This window comes from Ralstonia sp. RRA (assembly GCF_037023145.1).
GTDB lineage: Bacteria > Pseudomonadota > Gammaproteobacteria > Burkholderiales > Burkholderiaceae > Ralstonia.
In genome coordinates this window covers 383,585-403,718 of record NZ_CP146091.1, presented here as the reverse complement: position 1 = coordinate 403,718, position 20,134 = coordinate 383,585, and the positions used below count along the sequence as shown (strand labels likewise).

Sequence of the window (20,134 nt, the reverse complement as noted above, 5' to 3'; positions counted from 1 at the left end):
GGCAGCAATGGGCAATCAAGAGGTCAATGACGGGCCAGCCATGCCAGCACATGGGTGGCGATGATGCCGACCGCAAACCCGCCGATGAACAGCAGTGCAGCGGAAAGCAGCCGGTTGGTGCGCCGCTGCTCGGCAAGCAACGCGGTCAGCGCTTCGGTTTGGGCGTTGCCGTTGTTGCTCGCGTGGCGATCCAGGATCTGGTGCACCAAACGCGGCAGGTCCGGCAACTTGTTGGCCCATTGCGGGGCCTCGACCTTCAGGCGCTCGACAAAGCCGCGCCAGCCGATCTGCTCATGCATCCAGCGCTCGAGGAACGGCTTGGCGGTCTTCCACAGATCCAGATCCGGATCGAGCTGGCGGCCCAGGCCTTCCACGTTCAGCAGCGTCTTCTGCAGCAGCACCAGTTGCGGCTGCACTTCCACGTTGAAACGGCGCGATGTCTGGAACAGGCGCATCAGCACCAGCCCCAGCGAGATCTCGCCCAGCGGCCGGTCGAAATACGGCTCGCAACAGGCGCGAATGGCGCCTTCGAGTTCTTCCACGCGCGTCTCTTCGGGCGCCCAGCCAGACTCGATATGGAGCACCGCCACGCGGTGGTAGTCGCGCTGGAAGAACGCCAGGAAGTTCTGCGCGAGGTAGTTCTTGTCGAACTCCGACAGCGCCCCGACGATGCCGAAATCCAGCGCAATGTAGCGGCCCAGCGTCTCGGGCGCCACGCTCACGAGGATGTTGCCGGGGTGCATGTCGGCATGGAAAAAGCCGTCGCGGAAGACCTGCGTGAAGAAGATCTCCACGCCGTCGCGCGCGAGCTTGTGCATGTCGACACCCGCGGCGCGCAGCTCTTCGGTGTGCGAAATGCGCATGCCGTGCATGCGTTCCATGACGAACACGTCAGAGGTGCACCAGTCCCAGAACACCTCAGGCACCAGCAGCAAATCCGACTTGGCGAAGTTGCGGCGCAACTGGCTGGCGTTGGCCGCCTCGCGCATCAGATCGAGTTCATCGTGCAGGTACTTGTCGAACTCGGCGACCACCTCGCGCGGCTTCAGGCGCTTGGCGTCGGCCCAGAGCTTTTCCATCCACGTGGCGAGATCACGCATGAGCGCGAGGTCGCTGTCGATCACGGGCAGCATGCCCGGGCGCAGCACCTTGACCGCCACCTCGCGGCCGTCGTCCGGACCACCGCGCAGCGTCGCGAAATGCACCTGCGCAATCGACGCGCTCGCCACCGGATGATGATCAAAGCGATGGAACAGCGCCGACAGCGGCTTGCCCAACGACTTCTCGACAATCGTTGCCGCCACCTTCGGGTCAAACGGGGGCACACGGTCCTGCAGTTTGGCGAGTTCATCCGCCACATCAGGCGGCAGCAGATCACGCCGCGTCGACAACACCTGACCGAACTTCACGAAGATGGGCCCAAGCTGCTCGAGCGCCAGGCGCAAGCGCTCGCCGCGTGGGCGCTTGGGCTTGCGGCCCAGCGTCAACAGCCACACCAGCGCACGGATGCGCCGGCTCTTGAAACCCGACAGCGCGAGCTGATCCAGCCCGTAGTACAGGATGACGAAGACGATCTTGCCCAGCCGGAAGAAACGCGTCATGCCGATTCACCCGTGCGTGCTGTGGAGGTTGCCGGGCGAGGGAGCTTCTCGAGCCGCTCCAGGCGTTTGGCGAGCCGCGCCTCCGCATCGCGCAGCGCGGCCACATCGGCAGCAAACTGCGCGAGGCGTGCGTGGCGCACCAGCGTGGGTTGTTCATCGGTCAGGTAGGAGGCCACCGCCTCCGCCAGCGAGCGGCTGACGCGCGTCGCTTCCGTGCGCGCAGCCTGGGCGCCGCTCACCAGGCGCTGCGCGATCACGTCGCCGAATACGCGCGAGAGGTCTTCCGCTGCATCCCAGCGCAGGTTGCGCAGCAACGTCGACAGTACGTTGGCGAACTCGGCCTCGCCCTCGATACGCACGTGTTTGAGCACGGCGGCCTGTCCGCCCGTAGCGTAGTCGCTGGCAGCCGCGGCGAGCGGCACGACTACGGTTACGGCCGGTTCCACATCTGCCTCAGGCACCGTCACAAGACCCGCCGTATCCACCTGCAGCGTCACCGAGACAGGGGCCAGATCAAAGCGCGCGACGCGGCCCGCGAAAGGTCGCAGCGTCTCCTGCGCCCAGGGTTCCTGGCGCAGTAGATGATTGATCGCGAGCAGCAATGGCTGCATCAGCATGAAGGGAAACGAGGACGAGGTGGCTGTCGAAGACATGCGGCAAAGGTGCGCAAAAGCGGCCAGAAGCGGGCTAGCCGGCGGGCAACAAAAAGGGCCCGAACCGGACGGTCGGGCCCTATTTTACGGGGAATGTTGAAACGGCCGTTTTGCGCCGCTTCAACTGTTACCGCATCACTGCAATTGTTGGATACCAGCCAGCACCCAGCCACCGCTGCCTTGCGTCGGCTTGGACAGGTTCCACACCTCGGCAAACGGCTGGGCCGGCGCGTTGGCTTCTTCGCGGATCATGCCCGAGAAGCGCACGCTCGCCAGGTACTCGCTGGCCTGCGTTTCGATGCCGAGCATCTCCGCCTCGACCGACACCACATCGGTCTTGTTGGGCGTGGCGCCACGATCGGCCAGGTCCATCTTGATCTCGGCGAACATCTCCGGCGTGGTGAACTCGCGGATGTCGTTCAGGTTGCCGGCATCCCATGCGGCCTGCAGGCGGATGAAGTAGACCTTGGCGTTGCGCAGGAAGGCTTGCGTATCGAAATCGGCCGGCACGCCCCACGGCTGTTGCGGTACAGCTGCAGCAGGTTGTGCGTTGACAGCAGACGCAGCGGCCGGGCCACCCAAGCTCCACGCTTGTGCGGCCGTCGGCGCACCCGCGCCCAAGCCCGACGTATTGGTGCTGCCGGTGTTGAACGACGAAGCTGCCGGTGCGGAAGCCTGCGGCGCAGGCGCAGCCGGTTGCGGCACGTACGGCTCGCGGTCACCGCCAAACGACGGGCCACCCGTAGCGTAGGCCGGACCTTGCGGACGGCTGCCGCGCACCTTGCGGATGATCCACATCACCACGAAAGCGACGATGGCGATCAGGATCAGGTTCGACAGCAGCGAGGCAAGGCCTGCGCCCAGACCGAACTTGGACAGCAGGTAGCCGATGCCCAGACCGGCGGCCAAACCACCCAGCATACCGCCCCAGTTACGACCAGGCTTTGCGGCCGGTGCGCCCGGAGCCGGTGCTGCCGGCGACGGCTGCGCAGCCGGTGCTGCCTGCTGCGTGGGCGACGGCGTGGTCGGCGGCGTTTGCTGACGCTGCGTCACGGTCGACGACTGCTTGCCGAAGCTACGGCTGCCGCCCATGCGCTTGGCGTTGGCGTCCAGTGCCGTCCCGAATGCGAGCGTCGCGACCAGCGCGCCCGCCATCAATTTTCCACCCCAGTGCAAACTCATCGCTGTCTTCTCTCCAATGGCAGTGACGCCATTAGATGAAGACGTCAACGCCGAAATTCAATGTGAACCATCGTGGCATATCGTCGCAGTGCGCTGCATCGCCCATCCGGTGGATCGGATAAACCGCCAATCAGAGGCGACGACCGACGTGCAGGGCCACGACACCCGCCGTCAGGTTGAAGTATTCGACCGAGTCCAACCCGGCCTGTTCCATCATCTGCTTGAGCGTTTCCTGATCGGGGTGCATGCGGATGGACTCGGCCAGGTAGCGGTAGCTCTCAGGATCGCCGGCCACCTTGCTGCCCAACCACGGCAGCACCTTGAACGAATACACGTCGTAGGCCTTCTCCAGCGGCTGCCACACCTTGGAGAACTCCAGCACCATCACCTTGCCGCCCGGTTTGACGACACGGCGCATCTCAGCGAGCGCGCGATCCTTGTGCGTCATGTTGCGCAAGCCGAATGCCACTGTCACGACGTCGAAGTAAGCATCTGGAAAGGGAATGTGCTCGGCGTCGCACAGGCAATTGGGCGTGAGCACACCCGCATCGAGCAGGCGGTCGCGGCCGACGCGCAGCATCGACTCGTTGATGTCGGTCAGCCACACTTCGCCGGTGGGGCCGGCCTGGCGTGCGAAGGCCTTGGCCAGATCACCCGTGCCGCCCGCGATGTCGAGCACCTTGTAGCCCGGACGCACGGCTGCCTGGGCGATGGTGAACATCTTCCAGACGCGGTGCAGTCCACCGGACATCAGGTCGTTCATCACGTCGTACTTGCTGGCGACGGAATGGAACACGCCGGCGACCTTGCCGGCCTTCTCGCGCTCGTCGACCTTCTCGAATCCGAAGTGGGTTTGGCTCATGACAAAAAGGAATGCGTTACAGCGCGTATGCGCCGCGATGTGAATCGGGAGTCAGTGGCTGTGGCCGCAGGCATGGCCGGCATTGGCGGCCATCGGGGCGTCGCGGTCGAGGCCGGCGGCGGCCAGCCGATCGAGATAGGCTTGCCACAGCGCGTCGTGCTCAACGCCCAGGCGGTACAGGTAGGCCCAATCGAAGATGCCGGAATCGTGGCCATCGGAGAACAACGGACGGATCGCGTAGTTGCCGACCGGCTCCACGCCGGTGATGCCCACCTCGCGCTTGCCGGTCTGCAGCACTTCCTGCCCCGGCCCATGCCCCTGCACTTCAGCCGACGGCGACAGCACGCGCAGGTATTCGAACGGCAGGCGGAACTGTTTGCCATCGGCAAAGGCGATCTCCAGCACGCGCGATTGCGTGTGCACGGTAATGCCGGTCGGGTGCGGGGTGTCGGCGGAAAGTCCTGCCATGAAAAACGTCTCTGTGATTGTGTTTCAGGAAGCCGCCAACGCCATGTGCGCAGGCTCTTCCACCACCCGATAGCTTACCGCAGTCAACGGATCGCCCTCGGGGATGTAGCGCAGTCGGCGATGGTGGAATCGTGCCACGGTGCTGCGGTGCGCCACGCTGACGATGGTCACATCCGGCATCGATTCGAGCATCAGGCTGTACATGAACGCCTCGGTATCTTCATCGAGTGCGCTGGTGGCCTCGTCAAGGAAGAGGTAGTCGGGGCGCTGCAACAAGGCGCGCGCAAAGGCCAGGCGTTGTTGCTCGCCGGGGGACAGACGCAGGCTCCAGTTGCTGACCTCATCAAGCAGATCTACCAGTGCCGGTAGGCGGCAGGCGATCAGCACCTGCGAGAGGCGCTCGGCGGTGTACTCGGTGGCGAGCTTGGGGTACGACAGCGCATCCGCGAGCGTGCCGGACGGCAGGTAACTGCGCTGCGGGAGGAACAGCACGCTGGCATCTTCCGGAATCTTGATCTGGCCATTGCCGTACGGCCAGATGCCGGCTACGGCGCGTACCAGCGTGCTCTTGCCGCAACCCGACGGTCCGTTCACGAGCACGCGCTCACCACGCACGAGCGTCATATCGAAGGGTTCGACCAGCATGTCTTCAGGCTGGTGGTTGGGCAGGTTCAGCGCCAGACCGCGTGCCTCGATGGCAGGCACGGCCGCGGTCTCGACTTCGATGTCCTGGATGCCGGCGCGGTGTTCTTCTTCGCGCTCGGCGGCGCGCATGGCACGCTGGAATTCGATCAGACGGTTGGTGGAGGCCTTCCAGCTCACCAGCGTGCTGTAGTTGTCGACGAACCACGACATCGCACCCTGCACCTGCCCGAACGCGGTCGCCACCTGCATCATGCCGCCCAGCGTAAGCGTGCCGCCAAAGTAGCGCGGCGCAGAAACCAGGAACGGAAAGATGATGGCGAACTGCCCATAGCCGGAGCTCGCGAAATTCAGGCGTCGCGTGTAGTCCATCAACTGGTTCCAGTTGGCGCGGATGCGCTCGAAGCGGCCGCGCAGGATGGCTTTTTCGCTGGGCTCGCCGCGGTACAGGGCGATGCTCTCACTGTTCTCGCGCACGCGCACGAGCAGGAAACGGAAGTACGCCTCGTAACGCTCCTGCTGGAACGACAGGCCAATCAGCGGCCGGCCCACGAAGTGGATGATGACCGAGCCCAGCACCGAATACAGCAGCGCAAACCACACCATATAGCCGGGGATGACGAAGTCGTGCCCGCTCAGCGTGAACGCGAGCGGCCCTGACACTGCCCACAGGATGCCGAAGAACGACACCAGCGTGACCGCTGAATTGAAGAAGCCGAACCCGAGGTTGACGGTCGCATCCGTGAAGTTGCGCAGGTCATCAGAGATCCGCTGGTCGGGGTTGTCCGCCGTGTGTGTCTGTTCGAGGCGGTAGAAGGCCTGCTTGCCCAGCCAGTCATCGAGAAAGCTGCCGGTGATCCATGTCCGCCAGCGGATGCGCAGCAGCATCGTGTAGTACTGCCGCAGCACCGAGGCGATGATGATGCAGGCCGCAATCCATGAGAAGCGCCCCAACTGATGCCAGAACTCGGCCTGGTTTTTCTGCTCGAGCGCGTTGTAGAAGAACTTGTACCACTCGGTGTACAGCACGGTCATGTAGACCGTGAACAGGCTCAGCGCGATGACCAGCGCCAGCAGGCCCCAGGCCTTGTAGCGGTCCTCAGAGAACCAGTAGGGCTTGATGAGCTGCCACGTCTCGGACAGGTTCAGCCGGCCGTGATGAACATTCAGCTCGGCAATGGAGTCTTTGTGGGAATCGGGCGTGGCGGCAGTGCGCGGTGTCGTCATGGCGATGGCGGTGACGCGTCAGAAAGAGAATGAGACGGACGACGCGCCACGGGGGTTCCGCGCAGGGCGTGCCGATGCGTTACAAGCGGTTGGCGCCGATGACTCAAACGTCGGCGAGCGCCGATTGCAGTGCGTAGGATAGCGCCGCCAGTTTGGCCGTCACCTCAGCCATGCGCACGGCATCCGGCTCACGCTGGGCCGGTCCCCAGACGGCTTCGGGGAAATGCGTGTCCCAGCGGTAGCGCGGAATGACATGCCAATGCAGATGCGGGACAAAGTTGCCGAAGCTGGCGAGGTTGATCTTGTCCGGCGCCAGCTCAGCGCGCAGCACGCGCTCCACGCGCGTGACGACTTCCATCAGCCAGTGGCGATCAGCGTCCGACAGATCAGTCTGCTCGACCACGTGGTCGTTCCAGATCACGCGGCAGAATCCCGGGAAGCGCGCGTGCTCAACCAGCACGACACGCGCCCGGGCATTGCGCCAGACAGGCTCGCCGCCGTCGGTCTCGCACAGCGCGCAGCCTGGCGCCCGATCGACGGTCGCGCCCATTGTCACACCAGCACCCGCTCGATACCGCCGGCGTTGGCGTGGGCGACATAGTCTTCCAGCCAGGTCTCGCCGAGCACGTGGCGCGCCATCTCGACCACGATGTAGTCGGCCTGCACCGAGACATCTTCGGTGTAGCGCGACAGGCCTTGCAGGCAGGCCGGGCAGCTCGTGAGGATCTTCACGTCGCCGTCAAACGCCTGGCCGCTCTGGCCATCGGCGCGGAGCTTGTCGGCGCCCTTCTTCATCTCCTCTTCCTTGCGGAAGCGGACCTGCGTGGAAATGTCCGGACGCGAGACCGCCAGCGTGCCCGATTCACCGCAGCAGCGATCGTTCTTCTCGATCGCGCGGGTCTGGCCGTCAGCGCCCAGGTTGCCGCCCATGAGCTGGTTGACCAGCTTGGTCGGGTCCATGGTCTTGATCGGGGTGTGGCAGGGGTCGTGGTACATGTAGCGCGTACCCTGCACGCCGTCGATCTTCACGCCCTTTTCCAGCAGGAACTCGTGGATGTCGATGATGCGGCAGCCCGGGAAGATCTTGTCGAATTCATAGCCGGCAAGCTGGTCGTAGCACGTGCCGCAGCTCACCACCACCGTCTTGATGTCGAGGTAGTTGAGCGTGTTGGCCACGCGGTGGAACAGCACGCGGTTGTCGGTGACGATCTTCTCGGCCTTGTCGTACTGACCCGAGCCACGCTGGGGATAACCGCAGCACAGGTAGCCCGGCGGCAGCACGGTCTGCACACCGGCGTGCCACAGCATCGCCTGCGTGGCCAGGCCCACCTGCGAGAACAGCCGCTCCGAGCCGCAGCCCGGGAAGTAGAACACCGCTTCGCTGTCGGGCGTGGTCGCCTTCGGGTTGCGGATGATCGGGACGATCTCGTTGTCTTCGATGTCCAGCAGCGCGCGCGCCGTCTTCTTGGGCAGGTTGCCCGGCATCTTCTTGTTGATGAAGTGGATCACCTGCTCGCGCACCGGCGGCTTGCCCACCGTGGCAGGCGGATGCGCGGTCTGCTTCTTGGCGAACTTCTTCAGGATGTCGTGACCCAGGCGCTGCGCCTTGAAGCCCCAGTCGATCATCACCTTGCGTGTCAGGTTGATGGTCTCGGGGTTGGTAGCGTTCAGGAAGAGCATCGACGCGGCCGTGCCGGGGTTGAACTTCTTCTGCCCCATCTTGCGCAGCAAGTTGCGCATGTTCATCGACACATCGCCAAAGTCGATCTTGACCGGGCACGGCGTTACGCACTTGTGGCAGACCGTGCAGTGGTCGCCCACATCGGCAAACTCTTCCCAGTGCTTGACCGATACGCCGCGGCGCGTCTGCTCTTCGTATAGGAAGGCTTCGATCAGCAGCGAAGTGGCGAGAATCTTGTTGCGCGGGCTGTACAGCAAGTTGGCACGCGGCACATGCGTGGCACACACCGGCTTGCACTTGCCGCAACGCAGGCAGTCCTTGATCGACTCCGAGATGGCGCCGATGTCGCTCTGCTGCATGATGATCGACTCGTGCCCCATCAGGCCAAACGACGGCGTGTAGGCATTACGCAGGTCGGCAGCCAACCCTTGCGGGTCGTTGATGTCGCGCAGCAGCTTGCCCTTGTTGAAGCGACCGTTCGGATCGACGCGGCGCTTGTAGGCAGCGAAGTCGGCGATCTCGTCGTCGGTCAGGAATTCCAGCTTGGTGATGCCGATGCCGTGCTCGCCCGAGATCACGCCGTCGAGCGAACGCGCCAGCGTCATGATGCGGGCCACCGCCTTATGGGCGTCCTGCAGCATGTCGTAGTCGTCCGAGTTGACCGGCAGGTTGGTGTGCACGTTGCCGTCGCCGGCGTGCATGTGCAGCGCCACGAAAACGCGGCCGCGCAGCACCTTCTTGTGGATCGCCTGCGCCTCGTCGAGGATCGGCTTGAACTCGCCGCCGTTGAAGATCTTGCGCAGCTCGGCGCGAATCTCCGCCTTCCACGACACGCGGATCGTGCGGTCCTGCAACAGGTGGAACAGGTTGGCGTCCGGCTGGTTCACCAGACGATCGTCGATGGTCTGCGCGAGGTAGCCCAGACCCAGGCCGATCAGGCTGGCGCGTGCCGTATTCACCGGCGTGTCGAGGTGGTCCAGCAGATACTGCCAGCGGGCGCGCGTGCTGCGCACCAGCTGCTGCGCCTGCTGTACGCGGTCTTCGAGCAGCTCGGCGCTGGGGATCTCGTTGGCGTCGTCGGTGCGGCCCAGCGGCAGGTCGTTGCGCGCGAAGAAGTCTTGCAACGCGTCAGCCAGCTTGAGCTTGTTCTTGATCGACAGCTCGATGTTGATGCGCTCGATGCCGTCGGTGTACTCGCCCATGCGGTTGAGCGGGATCACCACGTCTTCGTTGATCTTGAAGGCGTTGGTGTGCTTGGAAATCGCTGCCGTACGCGAGCGATCCAGCCAGAATTTCTTGCGCGCCTCGGGGCTCACGGCCACGAAGCCTTCACCGCTCTTGCCGTTGGCCAGGCGGATCACTTCCGAGGTGGCGCGCGCCACGGCGTCATCGTCATCGCCGACGATGTCACCGATCAGCACCATCTTCGGAAACGCATTGCGCTTGCTCTTGGTGGCGTAGCCGACCGCGCGCAGGTAGCGCTCGTCCAGGTGCTCCAGGCCAGCCAGGATGGCACCGCCCTTCTTGGTCTCGGCGTCGAGGTAGTCCTTGATCTCGACGATGCTCGGCACCGAGTCTCGCGCCTGGCCGAAGAACTCCAGGCACACAGTGCGGATCGACTTGGGCATGCGGTGCAGAATCCAGCGCGCGCTGGTGATGATGCCGTCGCAGCCTTCCTTCTGCACACCGGGCAGGCCCGACAGGAACTTGTCCGTCACGTCCTTGCCCAGGCCTTCCTTGCGGAACTTGCGGCCTTCGATGGCGAGCGTTTCCGTGCGCAGCAGCTTGCTGCCCATCGGCGCATTGCCGTCGAACCACTTCAGTTCGAACGTGGCGACCGGCGCATCGTGGATCTTGCCGAGGTTGTGATCGAGGCGCGTGACTTCGAGCCAGTTGCCGTCCGGATCGACCATGCGCCACCAGGCGAGGTTGTCCAGCGCGGTGCCCCACAGCACGGCCTTCTTGCCGCCCGCGTTCATGGCGACGTTGCCGCCAATGCACGAAGCGTCGATCGAGGTCGGGTCCACGGCGAAGACGAGACCAGCCTTTTCCGCCGCTTCCGCAACGCGGCGCGTCACCACGCCTGCGCCCGAATAGATGGTCGCCACGGGGTGGTCGACGCCCGGCAGGTCGGTCTGCTCGACCGCATCCAAACGTTCCAGCTTTTCGGTATTGATGACGGCCGAGAACGGCGTGAGCGGCACGGCGCCGCCGGTGTAGCCGGTGCCGCCCCCGCGCGGGATGATGGTCAGACCCAGCTCGAAGCAGCCTTTGACGATGCCGGCGATTTCTTCCTCGGTATCGGGCGTGAGCACCACGAACGGATATTCGACGCGCCAGTCGGTGGCGTCCGTCACGTGCGAGACGCGCGACAGGCCGTCGAACTTGATGTTGTCCTTGGCCGTGACGCGGCCAAGGACCTTCTGGGCGCGGCGGCGCAGGTCATACACCTGGGCAAATTCTTCCTGGAACGCCTTGACGGCGCGGCGGGCATGCACGACCAGTTGCTCGACCTTGCTGGCGCGCTCGTCGCCTTCCGGGTCGTGGTGCGAATCGTGGTCGGCCACGCGGCGCTTCTCGATCTCCGTCAACCGGTGATTGAGCGCGTCGATCAGCATCTGCCGGCGCTTGGGCGTCTCGAGCAGGTCGTCCTGCAGGTACGGGTTGCGGCGCACCACCCAGATGTCACCCAGCACTTCGTAGAGCATGCGTGCCGATCGGCCGGTGCGGCGCTCAGCGCGCAGCCCGTCCAGGATCTGCCACGCAGACTCGCCCAGCAGGCGGATGACGATTTCCCGATCCGAGAACGAGGTGTAGTTGTAGGGAATCTCGCGCAGCCGGGGCGCAGCGTCCTGCGCCGCGAGTTTGGCGTCGATCAGAAGTGGGGCATTCATGGCGTGCCGCTGGGGAGGGAGCGCGGCAAGGAGGGCTCAAGCCGCGCGGTCTTTAAAGGGCGATTGTACTGCAAGCTTCAACGTTGATGCATTGCAGCAACGGTATCCCTGCCAGGAGCATGGGCGCGAAAAGCGCCGCGTTTTCAATGGCTTGCGAAAACATTGACCCGAGAGAGTGACCCAAAAGTCATGTAAACGTCACATCAGGAGGCCCTTGATCCAGCCGAAGATGCCCTGCCAGAAGCTGTCGGGCAGGTACATGAGCGCGGTGGTCATGGCCACGTAGCGCAGGAACTTGCCAATGGCCATGTACATCACGCTGGGCCAGAACGACAGGCGCAGCCAGCCGGCGAGCGTGCAGAGCGGATCGCCAATGCCCGGCAACCACGACACCAGCAGCGACACGGGCCCGATGCGGCGCATCCAGCGGAAGTACTTTTTATCCAGCGGCGGCTCACGGTGGCGCTGCGGGTGCGCCACGTGCTGGGTGTGCTCCGCATCGTGCTGGCGGCGGCGACGCGCGAGGTGGTACTTCACCAGGGCCAGCTTGGCCGCATAGCCCATCCACCAGTCCACCACACCGCCCAGCGTGTTGCCGATGGTGGCCACGATGATGGCCGGCCAGAACATGTCAGGGTTGAGCTTGATGTAGGCGAAGACCGCAGGCTCAGAGCCCAGCGGCAGCAGCGTCGCTGAAACGAAGCTGACGATGAAGATGGCGGGCAGCCCTACGTTGGGCAGAGCCAGGGTGGTGAGAAGCCAATTGATCGACTGTTCCATGTGGTCGATTGTAGTGGGCGCGCTACCGTGAGGTCCCTTGGGGGCCGCCCTACTGCGTCAGCCGAAGAACAGATAGGCGATGAACACGGCGCCGATCAGTCCGATCAGATCGGCCCACAGCCCGCAGGCCAGCGCGTAGCGCGTGTCCTTGATGCCGACGCTGCCAAAGTACACCGCCAGCACGTAGAACGTGGTTTCGGTGGAACCCTGGATGATGGCGGCCAGCTTGCCCTGGAAGGAGTCGACGCCGTAGGTGGTCATCACGTCCACCATCAGGCCCCGCGCGCCGGCGCCGGAGAGCGTCTTCATCAGCCCCACGGGCAGCGCCGGTACAAAACGCGTGTCGATGCCGAGATGCGAGAACACGGCCGAGAGCCCCTGCATCAGCACATCCATGCAGCCGGCTGCGCGAAACACGGCGATGCCTACCAACACCGCCACCAGGTACGGCACGATGCCGATGGCGACCTGGAAGCCGTCCTTGGCGCCATCCACGAAGGTCTCGTAGACGTTGATGCGGCGAATTGCCCCGCACGCCAGGAATGCCACCACGATGGCGAGGATGGACCCGGCGCCGATCAGCCCGATCCAGGCCGCCATCTGCTGCGGCGGAAACTGGTGCAGCCAAGCAAACATCAACCCCATCGCCACGACAAAGCCGCCGAAATACGCCAGCAGCGTCGGCTTGAACAGGTTGATGCGCTGGTACCACGCCACCGCCGCGATGCCCGCGCAGAAGCCAATGAAGGTGGACAGAAGCGTTGGCAAAAAGATGTCTGCCGCGTTGAAGCCGACCAGCCCCTGCTTGACCGCCATGGCCTGTCGGATGGCGATGACGGACGTCGGCACCAGCGTCACGCCCGCCGTGTTGAGCACCACGAACATCAGTTGGGCGTCACTGGCGCGCTGCGGCTGCGGGTTGACCTGCTGCAGCTCGCGCATGGCCTGCAGGCCGAGCGGCGTGGCGGCGTTGTCCAGGCCCAGCACGTTGGCCGACACGTTCATCATCATCGCGCCGTTGGCCGGGTGGCCGGCGGGTACAGAGGGGAACAGATGCCGCATCAGCGGGTTCACCAGCCGGGCAAACAAGTCGACCACCCCGGCACGTTCGCCCACGCGCATGATGCCCAGCCACAGCGCCATCATGCCGGTCAGGCCGAGCGCGATCTCGAAGCCGGTGCGTGCGGCATCAAACATGGCGGTCAGCATGCGGGAGAAAACGTCCATATCGCCCTGCACGACCTGTACGCAGGCCGTGACGAAGGCAACGAGGAAGAAAGCCAGCCAGACGAGGTTCAGAGCCACAGGGGTTGTGCGTTGGCGCGTTGAGGTGATTCGGACAAGCCGCTCATTGTGCCTGGGCCGGCTCCTCGGCTGGCACATCCACCGGCACGATCTTGTGGAAGTTGTCGTAGTTCACATGCGTGACACCGTTCTCGTCATCACGCATCAGGTCGACGTAGCGGTAGCCCCAGCGGATCTCGTCGTGTCGCCAGGCGTTGCGGGCCTGCAAGGTTTGCGCGGCGGTTTCGTCCGAGCCCGAGATGGTGAGCATCAGCAGTGCATCGCCGGCAGCGAGGGACTCGGGGGTGGCGTTGTACAGCGGGCTCGTCTCGTCGATCACGTGCATCATGACCCAGCCGAGCAGGAAGATCGGATGCTCGCTGCGCTCCAGATGCAGATCGCGGATGCGGTAGATCGAGTAGCCCTCGGGCGAGCGCTCATCCTGCAGCAGACGCAGCTTGGCGGTGGCCTCGGCGATGACGTTCTGGCGCGCATTGGCCGCCCGCACCATCAGCGTCATCTTGCCGTTGAGCGGCCGCACGACGGCGTTCTGCGCAAACATGATCTTGGCGCGCGGGCGCGAGAACCGTGCAAACACCAGCCCCGTTGCCATGGCGATGCCCGACATGCCGATGAAGATCTCCAGCGTGGCGATGACGTGTGCGTACAGCGTCTGCGGGTGCATGTCGCCATAGCCCACGGTGGCGAGCGTTTCGACACTGAAGAAGAACGCCCCCGCAAAGCCTGCTGGCGATTGATTGGCGATGGCCGCGTCGCCCAGCGAATACAACCCCGCAAACACGGCGTTGAGGGTCAGGAAGAGCCCCGCCAGGATGCCGAAGAAGGTCGACCAGTTGACCTCCAGCGCATGGTGATAGATATCGCGCCAGCCCAGCGACGGCATGCCATAAGCGATGACCTGCTGGGTGCCGGACCAGACTTTGCGGCCCCGGCGCCCGCCCGTGCGCGGCAACCGGGAAAAGAACGCCTTGGTGCCCATGATGCCCTGCCCTCCCCCGTGATGGATCGCGGGGCAGTGTACCGACTGCAACGCCCGGCACACAAGGCGCGGCGGCCAGCACTCGCCGGCTCAGGGCGCGGTGACGTCGACGACGATGCTCCAGCGGAAGCAACCGATGGTTTCGCCGGCACGGTCGGTCAGGATGGCATCAAGCTGGGCGTCTACCGTGCCATGCGCACGCACGCGGCTCTGCCAGTAGTAGTCGATCGCGGGGCGGCGCACGAACGCGCCGGTCTCGCTGGAAGGCGGCACCGTCAGCTCCACATCGTCTTTGATGACCAATCTGGCATCCGACAGCACATCTTCATCCGCCGGATGAAAACCCGAGACCACGGCAAGATGTTCTGCGCGCATGGCCAGCGTGGACGAGCGCAGACGCACGTGCGCCCCCACGGGCGCAATGATCCGCAGGCGGCCGTCATTGCGGGCGGTCAGTTCATCCACAGCGGGCGCGAGCAGGTAGCAGCCGTCAGCGTCGGTCAGCGTTGGCGCCTCTGCACGCAAGCTCGCGTCGGGATGGCGGGCGAGCAGCATGGACGTGTCGAACACGAGCAGCACATCCACCACGGGGGCAGATGCGTCATGGTGGGAAGACGGTTCCGAGACAGACATCGTCGCTCCTGGCACAAAGGCGCGAGCGCAGCCGCCGCACTGGCGGGCTGCGTCTCGCATGAACGGAACGGCGCCGCAGGACTCGACACGAGATGCGGCGCACAGTCCATGCTTAGGCGTTGCGGATGGTGATGAACGGATCCCACTGATAGCAGCCGCACAGTGCGCCGCTGCGGTCCACGATCATGAACTGGAAGTGGTACGTCACGTGGCCCACCTTGAGCGTGTCGCAGGTCCAGTAGAAGTTCGACACCTTCTGCGTCTTGTACTTGCTCGGATCCCCCGGGTTCGGCACAGGCACCACCACTTCAGCCTCGCGCAGTGCCGGCGGCGAGATCAGGTCGCCGCCCTGATTGCCGACGAACTTGTAGAAGATGCAGCTCTGCTCGAAGCTCAGCGACAGCGACGTCTCGCGCCAGCGGATCACGTCACCAACGGCCGCCGCGATGTTCAGCTCGCCGCCCGCCTGGCCGCTGATGGCCTGGCCTTGCGTGACCGTCATGTAGACGTAACGGGCGTCGATGTTGGGCGGATTGCCCTGGCTGTTGTTCTTGCCGTACTGCTTGAGAATGGCTTCCGTATCAATGCTGACCAGCACATCGGTAATTCGAGACATGGCTGCTCTCCTGAAAGGGAGGGTTGGTTGGCGCCGGAATTTCACGCCGGCTCGTGAACAACTCCGCTGCAATTCGATTCAGAAGGCAAAAGCGTCCCCGCGCCGATCAAAATCAACGCAAATCCCTGGACTCTGAATCGAAGAGTTTCTGTGCTCGCCTGCCTATGCGGAAAAACAGCGCGCCGCGCGGCCGGTCATGGTGTGTCCTGCACTGCAATGACGAGGGGAGCGCTGCGGTTCCCGCGCAGCCGAGGGCTTTGCCCCGCAAAATCGCCAGGTGCCGTGGTGTCTCCTGGGCGCCACTGGCGATACCCCGCCCCGTCTACAGTTGCTGCTGTGAATCGATTGATTGCTTTGAATCCCCCTGGTTCATTATCCCGTCACTTAACATCGGAACGATTATGTGCACTGATTTGCAGCCACCTGACATCGATTAACCAGAAGACTGCATCGGCAAAATCATATTAATCAGCGCTCCGGCCGATTACCCACAGCAAATCAAAAAATCGATGCTGTTATTTTCTAAGCTCAGACGTAATTCGCATCAAACTCGGCACCCCATCCAGTAGGGGCGCTGCACCATCGGCAGCAAGCGTGCGGCTGCTTTGCCTAGACATGCAGGCAAGAAGGCGCGTGTTAGGCTTACGGGCTCTCCCCACGTCCAACCCGGTCCGCACCATGGCCATCGATTACCTCAAGAAGATCCTGACCGCGAAGGTCTATGACGTCGCGCTGGAAACCGAGCTCAAGTTCGCGCCCAACCTGTCGGCGCGCACCGGCAACCGCGTCTACCTCAAGCGAGAAGACGACCAGCCGGTGTTCTCGTTCAAGCTGCGCGGCGCCTACAACAAGATGGCCTCGCTCACGCCGGCCGAGCGCAAGCGCGGGGTGATTACGGCATCGGCCGGCAACCACGCGCAGGGCGTGGCCTTCAGCGCGGCCCGCATGGAATGCAAGGCCGTGATCTGCATGCCGGTGACCACGCCGCAGCTCAAGATTGACGGCGTGCGTTCGCGCGGCGGTGAGTGGGTCGAAGTCGTGCTGCACGGCGAGAGCTATTCCGATGCGTACACGCACGCCGCCAAGCTGCAGGAAAAGCACGGCTATACCTTCGTGCACCCGTTCGATGATCCTGAGGTGATTGCCGGCCAAGGCACCATCGCCATGGAAATCCTGCGCCAGCACCCCGCACCGATCCACGCCATCTTCTGCTCGATTGGCGGTGGCGGGCTGATCTCGGGCATCGCGTCCTACGTGAAGGCCGTGCGGCCTGACATCAAGGTGATCGGCGTGCAGAGCGTGGATTCCGACGCGATGGCGCGTTCGGTGGCTGCAGGCAAACGCGTGGAACTGAAGGACGTGGGTCTGTTTGCCGACGGCACCGCCGTCAAGCTGGTGGGCAAGGAGACCTTCCGCATCACGCGCGAGTTGGTCGACGAGATCATCACCGTGGATACGGATGCCATCTGCGCGGCGCTCAAGGATGTGTTCCAGGACACTCGCAGCCTGCTGGAGCCCTCGGGCGCGCTGGCGCTGGCTGGCCTCAAGCAATATGCCGAGACCCACAAGCTGAAGAACGAAGCGCTGGTGGCCGTGGCCAGCGGCGCCAACATGAACTTCGACCGCCTGCGCTTCGTGGCTGAACGCGCCGAGGTGGGCGAGGCACGCGAAGCCGTGTTTGCCGTGACGATTCCGGAAGAGCGCGGCAGCTTCAAGCGCTTCTGCGAGCTGGTCGGCTGGTCGCGCAACGTGACCGAGTTCAACTACCGCATTGCCAGCAAGGACGCCGCGCACATCTTTGTGGGCGTGCAGATCGCGTCGCGCGCAGAAGGCGACAAGATTGCCGACAACTTCCGCAAGCACGGCTTCCCGACGCTGGACCTGTCGAACGACGAACTCGCCAAGCAGCACATCCGCTACATGGTGGGCGGACGCTCGCCGCTGGCCGAGAACGAACACCTGTACCGCTTCGAGTTTCCGGAGCGGCCGGGCGCGCTGATGAAGTTCCTCTCCAGCATGAGCCCGAACTGGAACATCAGCCTGTTCCACTACCGCAACCAGGGCGCGGATTCGAGCAACATCCTCGTCGGCATCCAGGTGCCGAAGAACGAGAAGCGCGAGTTCAAGGCGTTCCTCACCACGCTGGGCTATACCTATTGGGACGAGAGCGAGAACCCGGTCTACAGCTTGTTCCTCTGATCGCCCGCGGAGCCTTTGTCATGAGCAACCAACCTGAACACTCGCCGCTGGGCAAGACGTCTGCCTACAAGACGGAGTACGACCCCAGCCTGCTGTTTCCCATTCCGCGCCAGGGCAAGCGCGACGAGATCGGCCTGCCCACCGGCAGCGCGCTGCCGTTCTTTGGCGTGGACCTGTGGAACCTGTATGAACTGTCGTGGCTGAACCTGCGCGGCAAGCCGCAGGTGGCCATCGGCACCGTGATCGTGCCGGCGGATTCGCCCAACATCATTGAATCGAAGTCGTTCAAGCTGTACCTGAACTCATTCAATCAGACCAAGGTGGCCTCATACGAGGCGCTGCAGCAGTTGATCCACCACGATCTGTCGGAAGCCTGCGGCGCACCGGTGCAGGTGCGTATCGTGCCGCAAGAAGAGTTTGCACGGCAGAAGATGCACGAGCTTGACGGCCTGCTGCTCGATCGCCTGGACATCGAAACCGATGTCTACCAGCCCACGCCCGAACTGCTGCATGCGGACGAAGAAGAGAGCCCGGTGGAGGAGACACTGGTCTCGCATCTGCTCAAGTCCAACTGCCTGGTGACGGGTCAGCCGGATTGGGGCAGCGTGCAGATCCGCTATGTGGGTGCGCCAATCAACCAGGAGGCGCTGCTCAAGTACCTGATCTCGTTCCGCGAGCACAACGAGTTCCACGAGCAGTGCGTCGAACGCATCTTCACCGACATCCTGCGCCAGTGCCGCCCGGTCAAGCTGGCGGTGTATGCACGCTACACGCGGCGCGGCGGGCTGGACATCAACCCGTTCCGCACGAACTACAACACGCCGTGGCCGGATAACCTCCGGAATGCACGTCAGTAAGTACTGACCCTTGGCAAGACACGCAAGGCGCCTTCGGGCGCCTTTTTTTGTGCCGAATCGATCAGCCAAACGAACACGCGCGCCTCCTCCATTTTGGGTACGCGATGGCCCTATCGTTTCACGCCCGCTCGCCTATAGTGATACCGCAGTAAAGCCACCCGGGGGAATCGTGAAGGGCCCATCCGCTTTTCGTGGAGAGGGCGCTCTCGACGGGGGACATAGCCATGAAGAACGCACCATGGGGGCCGCTACGTGCGGTTACGTGCGCGTGCCTGCTGTTATGCGGCAGGCCGGTCCTTGCACAGACAAACGCGCCGATGGATGACAAGCCACCCAGCCTTGAAACCCTGCAACGGCAATTGGCCGATGAGCAGGAGCGGTTGATCGAACTCAAGCATTCGATCCAGCAGCAGGAAGCTCGCCTGAAGAGCATGCGGCGCGCGCTCGGCATGAGCGAGCTCGACACCGTGCGCGGTGCCGGTGCGCCTGGCGCAGGCGGAGACGCCTCCTCCGGCGAAGCCGCCGCCCAGATGGCACAGAACAACGGCCAGCCCGGCAACACACCGGTTGGCAAGCCGCCAGAACCTTCCGACCAGCCACCGCGCATCGCGCAGATCTTCGACGAGCCCAGCGCGCTCACGCCGCCGGGCAAGTTCGTGGTCGAGCCCTCGCTGCAGATGGCGTACTCGTCGTCTGACCGGGTGGCATTGGTGGGCTACACCATCATCCCCGCGCTGCTGATCGGGCTGATCGACGTGCGGCAGGTGAAGACCACCACGCTCACCAGCACGCTGGCCGTGCGCTACGGCCTGGCCAAGCGCTGGGAGCTGGAACTGCGCATGCCCTATGTCTACAGCTCGAGCGATACGGTCAGCCGCGAGCTGTTCACCGGCACGGCGACGGACAGAGCCTTCAGCTCGCACGGCCACGGCATCGGCGACGTGGAAATGACCGCCCGCTACCAGATCAGCGCGGGCGGCGTCGACAAGCCGTTCACCATCGGCTGGATGCGCTTCAAGACGCGCACCGGCAAAGACCCGTTTGAAGTCACCACCGACTGCGTGACGCGCTGCGTGAGCAACACCACGGGCACCGGCCTGCCGCTGCAGCAGCCGACAGGCTCAGGCTTCTTTGCCATTCAGCCGGGGCTGACGTGGCTGTATCCGACCGACCCGGCGGTGTTCTTCGGCAGCATCAGCTACCTGCACAACTTCGAGCGCAAAGACGTCAGCCTGAACCTGGTCGATGGTTCGAAGCAGTTCCTGGGCAACGTCAAGGCCGGCGACATCATCGGCCTGAACTTCGGCATGGGGCTGGCGTTGAACGAAAAGGCCTCGTTCTCAATCGGTTACGACCAGAGCATCATCGGGCCGACCCAGCAGAACGGCCAGCGCGTGCCAGGCTCCGTGCGCACCATTCTCGGCACGCTGCTGGTGGGCTATTCGTACCGCATCTCGCCCAAGATGACGTTGAACCTTTCGGTGGGAGCAGGCCTCACGCGCGACACGCCCGACCTGACAGTCACGCTGCGCTTGCCGATCCAGTTCTGACGCGC

The 20,134-nt window shown here is 64.0% G+C and carries 16 protein-coding genes; 3 read left to right on the top strand and 13 right to left on the bottom strand.

The genetic code is table 11. The features are described from left to right. Positions 1-23 precede the first annotated feature (23 nt). The 13 genes from ubiB to V6657_RS01950 all read right to left on the bottom strand — a co-directional run bounded on the left by ubiB (position 24) and on the right by V6657_RS01950 (position 15,523). Positions 24-1,601 carry a ubiquinone biosynthesis regulatory protein kinase UbiB gene (gene ubiB / locus V6657_RS02010; protein ID WP_048933986.1) on the bottom strand — a complete coding sequence of 526 codons (1,578 nt, stop codon included), beginning with the start codon at positions 1,599-1,601 and terminating at the stop codon, positions 24-26. Next, entirely contained in the window at positions 1,598-2,254 is a 657-nt protein-coding gene (locus tag V6657_RS02005) for an SCP2 domain-containing protein (RefSeq protein WP_048933985.1), read from the bottom strand. The genes ubiB and V6657_RS02005 overlap by 4 nt, the downstream gene beginning before the upstream one ends. A 135-nt stretch (positions 2,255-2,389) precedes the next feature. Further along, positions 2,390-3,436, bottom strand: coding sequence for a TIM44-like domain-containing protein (locus V6657_RS02000; protein ID WP_248694713.1), 1,047 nt, complete (start codon positions 3,434-3,436; stop codon positions 2,390-2,392). Positions 3,437-3,566: 130 nt separating this feature from the next. After that, positions 3,567-4,298, bottom strand: coding sequence for a bifunctional demethylmenaquinone methyltransferase/2-methoxy-6-polyprenyl-1,4-benzoquinol methylase UbiE (gene ubiE, locus V6657_RS01995; protein ID WP_039599093.1), 732 nt, complete (start codon positions 4,296-4,298; stop codon positions 3,567-3,569). 51 nt (positions 4,299-4,349) lie between these two features. Next, positions 4,350-4,766: a DUF971 domain-containing protein gene (locus V6657_RS01990; RefSeq protein WP_048933983.1), complete on the bottom strand. Its 417-nt coding sequence runs from the start codon at positions 4,764-4,766 to the stop codon at positions 4,350-4,352. 24 nt (positions 4,767-4,790) lie between these two features. Next, complete coding sequence (locus V6657_RS01985) at positions 4,791-6,635, bottom strand: ABC transporter ATP-binding protein/permease (RefSeq protein WP_048933982.1); 1,845 nt, start codon at positions 6,633-6,635, stop codon at positions 4,791-4,793. A 103-nt stretch (positions 6,636-6,738) separates the two neighbouring features. Beyond that, entirely contained in the window at positions 6,739-7,185 is a 447-nt protein-coding gene (locus V6657_RS01980; RefSeq protein ID WP_137884646.1) for an HIT family protein, read from the bottom strand. A 2-nt stretch (positions 7,186-7,187) separates the two neighbouring features. After that, positions 7,188-11,210, bottom strand: coding sequence for an FAD/FMN-binding oxidoreductase (locus tag V6657_RS01975; RefSeq protein WP_048933980.1), 4,023 nt, complete (start codon positions 11,208-11,210; stop codon positions 7,188-7,190). A gap of 198 nt (positions 11,211-11,408) precedes the next feature. Next, a complete protein-coding gene (locus V6657_RS01970) occupies positions 11,409-11,990 on the bottom strand; it encodes a YqaA family protein (RefSeq protein WP_048933979.1) in 582 nt (193 codons plus the stop codon). A gap of 57 nt (positions 11,991-12,047) precedes the next feature. Then, positions 12,048-13,295 (bottom strand): nucleoside recognition domain-containing protein, encoded by a 1,248-nt coding sequence (locus V6657_RS01965; RefSeq protein WP_048933978.1) that lies wholly within the window; start codon positions 13,293-13,295, stop codon positions 12,048-12,050. Positions 13,296-13,338: 43 nt separating this feature from the next. Further along, entirely contained in the window at positions 13,339-14,274 is a 936-nt protein-coding gene (locus V6657_RS01960) for an ion channel (RefSeq protein WP_048933977.1), read from the bottom strand. Between the two features lie 90 nt (positions 14,275-14,364). After that, a complete protein-coding gene (locus tag V6657_RS01955; RefSeq protein WP_048933976.1) occupies positions 14,365-14,907 on the bottom strand; it encodes an AidA/PixA family protein in 543 nt (180 codons plus the stop codon). A gap of 112 nt (positions 14,908-15,019) precedes the next feature. Continuing rightward, positions 15,020-15,523 carry an inclusion body family protein gene (locus V6657_RS01950; protein ID WP_048933975.1) on the bottom strand — a complete coding sequence of 168 codons (504 nt, stop codon included), beginning with the start codon at positions 15,521-15,523 and terminating at the stop codon, positions 15,020-15,022. Positions 15,524-16,201: 678 nt separating this feature from the next. Here V6657_RS01950 and ilvA point away from each other — a divergent pair. The 3 genes from ilvA (at position 16,202) to V6657_RS01935 (ending at position 20,129) form a co-directional block, all read left to right on the top strand. Then, positions 16,202-17,722: a threonine ammonia-lyase, biosynthetic gene (gene ilvA / locus V6657_RS01945; protein WP_021196469.1), complete on the top strand. Its 1,521-nt coding sequence runs from the start codon at positions 16,202-16,204 to the stop codon at positions 17,720-17,722. Positions 17,723-17,742: 20 nt separating this feature from the next. Beyond that, positions 17,743-18,579 carry an NADPH-dependent 7-cyano-7-deazaguanine reductase QueF gene (queF, locus tag V6657_RS01940; RefSeq protein WP_048933974.1) on the top strand — a complete coding sequence of 279 codons (837 nt, stop codon included), beginning with the start codon at positions 17,743-17,745 and terminating at the stop codon, positions 18,577-18,579. A gap of 224 nt (positions 18,580-18,803) precedes the next feature. After that, a complete protein-coding gene (locus V6657_RS01935) occupies positions 18,804-20,129 on the top strand; it encodes an acetate kinase (RefSeq protein ID WP_048933973.1) in 1,326 nt (441 codons plus the stop codon). The last annotated feature ends 5 nt before the right edge of the window (positions 20,130-20,134 follow it).

What these genes read in the sequence shown, in the direction of transcription:
- ubiB (WP_048933986.1), bottom strand. Translation starts at nt 1,601, where the DNA reads ATGACGCGTTTCTTCCGGCTGGGCAAGATCGTCTTCGTCATCCTGTAC.
- V6657_RS02005 (WP_048933985.1), bottom strand. Translation starts at nt 2,254, where the DNA reads ATGTCTTCGACAGCCACCTCGTCCTCGTTTCCCTTCATGCTGATGCAG.
- V6657_RS02000 (WP_248694713.1), bottom strand. Translation starts at nt 3,436, where the DNA reads ATGAGTTTGCACTGGGGTGGAAAATTGATGGCGGGCGCGCTGGTCGCG.
- ubiE (WP_039599093.1), bottom strand. Translation starts at nt 4,298, where the DNA reads ATGAGCCAAACCCACTTCGGATTCGAGAAGGTCGACGAGCGCGAGAAG.
- V6657_RS01990 (WP_048933983.1), bottom strand. Translation starts at nt 4,766, where the DNA reads ATGGCAGGACTTTCCGCCGACACCCCGCACCCGACCGGCATTACCGTG.
- V6657_RS01985 (WP_048933982.1), bottom strand. Translation starts at nt 6,635, where the DNA reads ATGACGACACCGCGCACTGCCGCCACGCCCGATTCCCACAAAGACTCC.
- V6657_RS01980 (WP_137884646.1), bottom strand. Translation starts at nt 7,185, where the DNA reads ATGGGCGCGACCGTCGATCGGGCGCCAGGCTGCGCGCTGTGCGAGACC.
- V6657_RS01975 (WP_048933980.1), bottom strand. Translation starts at nt 11,210, where the DNA reads ATGAATGCCCCACTTCTGATCGACGCCAAACTCGCGGCGCAGGACGCT.
- V6657_RS01970 (WP_048933979.1), bottom strand. Translation starts at nt 11,990, where the DNA reads ATGGAACAGTCGATCAATTGGCTTCTCACCACCCTGGCTCTGCCCAAC.
- V6657_RS01960 (WP_048933977.1), bottom strand. Translation starts at nt 14,274, where the DNA reads ATGGGCACCAAGGCGTTCTTTTCCCGGTTGCCGCGCACGGGCGGGCGC.
- V6657_RS01955 (WP_048933976.1), bottom strand. Translation starts at nt 14,907, where the DNA reads ATGTCTGTCTCGGAACCGTCTTCCCACCATGACGCATCTGCCCCCGTG.
- V6657_RS01950 (WP_048933975.1), bottom strand. Translation starts at nt 15,523, where the DNA reads ATGTCTCGAATTACCGATGTGCTGGTCAGCATTGATACGGAAGCCATT.
- ilvA (WP_021196469.1), top strand. Translation starts at nt 16,202, where the DNA reads ATGGCCATCGATTACCTCAAGAAGATCCTGACCGCGAAGGTCTATGAC.
- queF (WP_048933974.1), top strand. Translation starts at nt 17,743, where the DNA reads ATGAGCAACCAACCTGAACACTCGCCGCTGGGCAAGACGTCTGCCTAC.
- V6657_RS01935 (WP_048933973.1), top strand. Translation starts at nt 18,804, where the DNA reads ATGAAGAACGCACCATGGGGGCCGCTACGTGCGGTTACGTGCGCGTGC.